Source organism: Streptomyces sp. GC420, assembly GCF_009916105.1.
Taxonomy (GTDB): domain Bacteria; phylum Actinomycetota; class Actinomycetes; order Streptomycetales; family Streptomycetaceae; genus Streptomyces.
Genome location: NZ_JAAAXQ010000537.1, coordinates 1 through 4,016 on the forward strand (window position 1 = coordinate 1; position 4,016 = coordinate 4,016).

Consider the following 4,016-nt stretch of genomic DNA (forward strand, 5'->3'; position numbering starts at 1 on the left):
TCCGAGGGCCCCGCTCCCTGGTGAACAGGGGGCGGGGCCCTCGGACGGGCCGCCGGTGCGGGACCCGTCGGGCCGTACCGGCGGTCAGAAGCGGCGCGTGATCAGCGCTCGCTTCACCTCCTGGATGGCCTTCGTGACCTCGATGCCTCGCGGGCACGCGTCCGTGCAGTTGAACGTCGTGCGGCAGCGCCACACGCCGTCCTTGTCGTTGAGGATCTCCAGCCGCTGCTCACCGGCCTCGTCGCGCGAGTCGAAGATGAAGCGGTGCGCGTTGACGATCGCGGCCGGGCCGAAGTACTGGCCGTCGTTCCAGAAGACCGGGCACGACGACGTGCACGCGGCGCACAGGATGCACTTGGTCGTGTCGTCGAAGCGCTCGCGGTCCTCGGCGGACTGCAGCCGCTCACGGGTCGGCTCGTTGCCCTTGGTGACCAGGAACGGCATCACGTCGCGGTACGCCTGGAAGAAGGGCTCCATGTCCACGATGAGGTCCTTCAGGACCGTCAGGCCCTTGATGGGCTCGACCGTGATGGGCTTCTCCGGGTTGATGTCCTTGATCAGCGTCTTGCAGGCCAGCCGGTTGCGCCCGTTGATGCGCATCGCGTCGGAGCCGCAGATGCCGTGGGCGCAGGACCGGCGGAAGGTCAGCGAGCCGTCGAGCTCCCACTTGATCTTGTGGAGGCCGTCGAGCACGCGCTCCTTCGGGTCGATCTCGACCTGGAAGTCCTCCCACGTGGCCGTGTCCGAGACCTCCGGGTTGAACCGGCGGATCCGGAAGGTGACCGTGATGTACGGGGACGCGGCGGCGGGGGCCTCCGCCTTGTCCAGAACGGGGGTAGCCATCAGTACTTACGCTCCATCGGCTGGTAGCGGGTCTGGACGACCGGCTTGTAGTCGAGACGGACGGTCTCGGTGCCGTCGTCGCCGACCTCGCGGTACGCCATGGTGTGGCGCATGAAGTTGACGTCGTCGCGGTTCGGGTAGTCCTCGCGGTAGTGACCGCCGCGGGACTCCTTGCGGGCCAGCGCCGAGACCGCCATGACCTCGGCCAGGTCGAGCAGGTTGCCCAGCTCGATGGCCTCGAGCAGGTCGGTGTTGTACCGCCGGCCCTTGTCCTGGATGGCGACGTTCTTGTACCGCGCGCGCAGCTCGGCGATCTTCTCGACGGCCGTCTTGATCGTCTGCTCGGTGCGGAACACCATGACGTTGGCGTCCATGGTCTCCTGCAGCTCGCGGCGCAGTTCCGCGACCCGCTCGCTGCCCGTCGAGGCGCGCAGCCGCTCGACCTGGCCGGCGACGAACGCGGCGGGGTCCTCCGGGAGGTCCACGTAGTCGCTCTTCGCGGAGTACTCGGCGGCGGCGATGCCGGCCCGGCGGCCGAAGACGTTGATGTCCAGCAGCGAGTTGGTGCCCAGCCGGTTCGCACCGTGCACGGACACGCAGGCGACCTCGCCCGCGGCGTACAGCCCCGGCACGACGGTGGTGTTGTCGGCCAGCACCTCGCCCTGGACGTTGGTCGGGATGCCGCCCATCGCGTAGTGCGCGGTGGGCTGGATCGGGATCGGGTCCGTGTACGGCTCGATGCCGAGGTACGTCCGGGCGAACTCGGTGATGTCCGGGAGCTTGGCGTCCAGCTGCTCCGGCGGCAGGTGGGTCAGGTCCAGGAAGACGTGGTCGCCCTCGGGACCGCAGCCGCGGCCCTCGCGGATCTCCGTGTAGATGGAGCGGGAGACGACGTCACGGGACGCGAGGTCCTTCATGACCGGCGCGTACTTCTCCATGAAGCGCTCGCCGTCCTTGTTGCGGAGGATGCCGCCCTCACCGCGGGCGCCCTCCGTCAGCAGGATGCCCATGCGCCAGATGCCCGTCGGGTGGAACTGGAAGAACTCCATGTCCTCCAGCGGCAGGCCGCGGCGGTAGACGGCGGCCTGGCCGTCACCGGTCAGCGTGTGCGCGTTGGAGGTCACCTTGAAGAACTTGCCGGTGCCGCCGGAGGCGTAGATGACGGCCTTCGCCTGGAAGATGTGGATCTCGCCGGTGGCCAGCTCGTACGCGACCACGCCGGCGGACCGCTTCACGCCGTCGACCTCGGTGATCAGCTGGTCCAGGACGTAGAACTCGTTGAAGAACTCCACGCCCTCCTTGACGCAGTTCTGGTACAGCGTCTGGAGGATCATGTGGCCGGTGCGGTCCGCCGCGTAGCAGGCCCGGCGCACCGGCGCCTCGCCGTGGTTGCGGCTGTGACCGCCGAAGCGGCGCTGGTCGATGGTGCCGTCCGGGGTCCGGTTGAACGGCAGGCCCATCTTCTCCAGGTCGAGGACGGCGTCGATGGCCTCCTTCGCCAGGATCTCGGCGGCGTCCTGGTCGACCAGGTAGTCACCGCCCTTGATCGTGTCGAAGGTGTGCCACTCCCAGTTGTCCTCCTCCACGTTGGCGAGCGCGGCGGCCATGCCGCCCTGCGCGGCGCCCGTGTGGGAGCGGGTGGGGTAGAGCTTGGTCAGTACGGCGGTGCGGCTGCGCTTCGTCGCCTCGATGGCGGCACGCATGCCCGCGCCGCCGGCGCCGACGATGACGGTGTCGTACTTGTGAATCTTCACTGGGTCTCGCCTCGGCTTTAGCGGATGTTGGGGTCGAAGGTGAAGATCACCAGCGTGCCCAGCAGGACGGTGAACACCGTGGCGGTGTACAGCAGCATCTTCAGCCAGAAGCGGGTGTTGTCCCGCTCCGCGTAGTCGTTGATGACGGTACGCAGGCCGTTGGCGCCGTGCAGCATGGCGAGCCACAGCATGACGAGGTCCCAGGCCTGCCACCACGGGGAGGCCCAGCGGCCGGCCACGAAGGCGAAGCCGATCTTGGAGACGCCGCCGTCGAGGACCAGCTGGATCAGCAGGTGGCCCAGGACGAGGACGACCAGCACGATGCCGGACAGGCGCATGAACAGCCAGCCGTACATCTCGAAGTTGGTCCGGGTCGCCCTGGGCGTCCTGCCGGTTCGCTTGCGCGGCGCCTCGATGAGCGGAGCGGGGTTGTCCGCGTCGTACAGGCCGTCGGCCTCGACGGGACCCACGGCCGGAGCGGAGGAGGGGGTCTCAGTGCTCGACATGTGCGTCAGCTCCCGAACAGCTCGCGTGCGGCGTGCCCGAGCACGGGGTAGAGCGCCCCGAGCATCAGCACGACCCAGATACCGACAACGGTCCACAGCATCTGCTTCTGGTACCTCGGGCCCTTGGCCCAGAAGTCGACCGCGACGACACGCAGGCCGTTGAGCGCGTGGAAGAGGATGGCCGCGACGAGGCCGTACTCCAGCACGGCGACGATCGGGTTCTTGTAGGTTGCCACGACATCGTCGTACGCCTCGGGGGAGACGCGGACGAGGGCGGTGTCGAGGACATGCACGAACAGGAAGAAAAAGATGAGGACGCCGGTGACTCGATGAGCCACCCAGGACCACATTCCTTCCCGGCCGCGGTACAGCGTTCCAGCCGGCACGGAAAAACCCTCCGGGAGCGGGGATAGGGGCCTGCCGGCTCGGTTGTCGGACGGGCCCGGCCGGGTACGGTCCACCGGCCCCGGCCATGGTAGCGACGCCTGGTCCGTTCACCCGCTCGGGGTCCCTTAGGTGTGATCAAACAGCCACGTACGGGCTACTACATATCCCGAATCGGACGATCAGGGCGTGTTTGCGCGGTCTGCCGGGGGCGCGGTCTCCAGGCTCAGCACGAGGCGGGCGAGCCGGCCCCGGGCGAGCCGGCGCAGTTCGTCGGCCGCCACGACGCGCTCCTCGTCCGGCTCGTTGCCGAGCCGGGCGCGGATGCCGGCCAGCACATGGTCCAGCACCTCGTCCGGCGGCAGGCCGTCGGGGCAGATCACGAAGACGTGCCGGAACCTGCTCTCGTACGCGGCCTGGGCCGCCCGCAGCGCCGTGTGCGCGGCCAGGGTGCCGGGGCCCTCGGCGCCGAGCAGGGGGCGGTGGGAGGGGACGGCCTCCCCGGCCAGGGCCTCGGTGAGGTCGGCGG

Annotated in this window: 5 protein-coding genes; all 5 read right to left on the reverse strand. The window is 69.0% G+C overall.

The window, feature by feature from the left end; genetic code table 11:
- Positions 1-84: 84 nt before the first annotated feature.
- On the reverse strand, positions 85-843 hold the full coding sequence (locus GUY61_RS35640) for a succinate dehydrogenase iron-sulfur subunit (RefSeq protein ID WP_166634450.1): 759 nt from the start codon (positions 841-843) through the stop codon (positions 85-87).
- Positions 843-2,597 carry a succinate dehydrogenase flavoprotein subunit gene (gene sdhA / locus GUY61_RS35645; RefSeq protein ID WP_166634451.1) on the reverse strand — a complete coding sequence of 585 codons (1,755 nt, stop codon included), beginning with the start codon at positions 2,595-2,597 and terminating at the stop codon, positions 843-845. The genes GUY61_RS35640 and sdhA overlap by 1 nt, the downstream gene beginning before the upstream one ends.
- 17 nt (positions 2,598-2,614) lie before the next feature.
- Positions 2,615-3,103 (reverse strand): succinate dehydrogenase hydrophobic membrane anchor subunit, encoded by a 489-nt coding sequence (locus tag GUY61_RS35650; RefSeq protein WP_166634452.1) that lies wholly within the window; start codon positions 3,101-3,103, stop codon positions 2,615-2,617.
- A 5-nt stretch (positions 3,104-3,108) separates the two neighbouring features.
- On the reverse strand, positions 3,109-3,489 hold the full coding sequence (gene sdhC / locus GUY61_RS35655; protein ID WP_166634453.1) for a succinate dehydrogenase, cytochrome b556 subunit: 381 nt from the start codon (positions 3,487-3,489) through the stop codon (positions 3,109-3,111).
- Positions 3,490-3,669: 180 nt separating this feature from the next.
- Positions 3,670-4,016: 2-oxo-4-hydroxy-4-carboxy-5-ureidoimidazoline decarboxylase (locus GUY61_RS35660; protein WP_279576893.1), on the reverse strand; the 347-nt coding region annotated here is incomplete at its 5' end.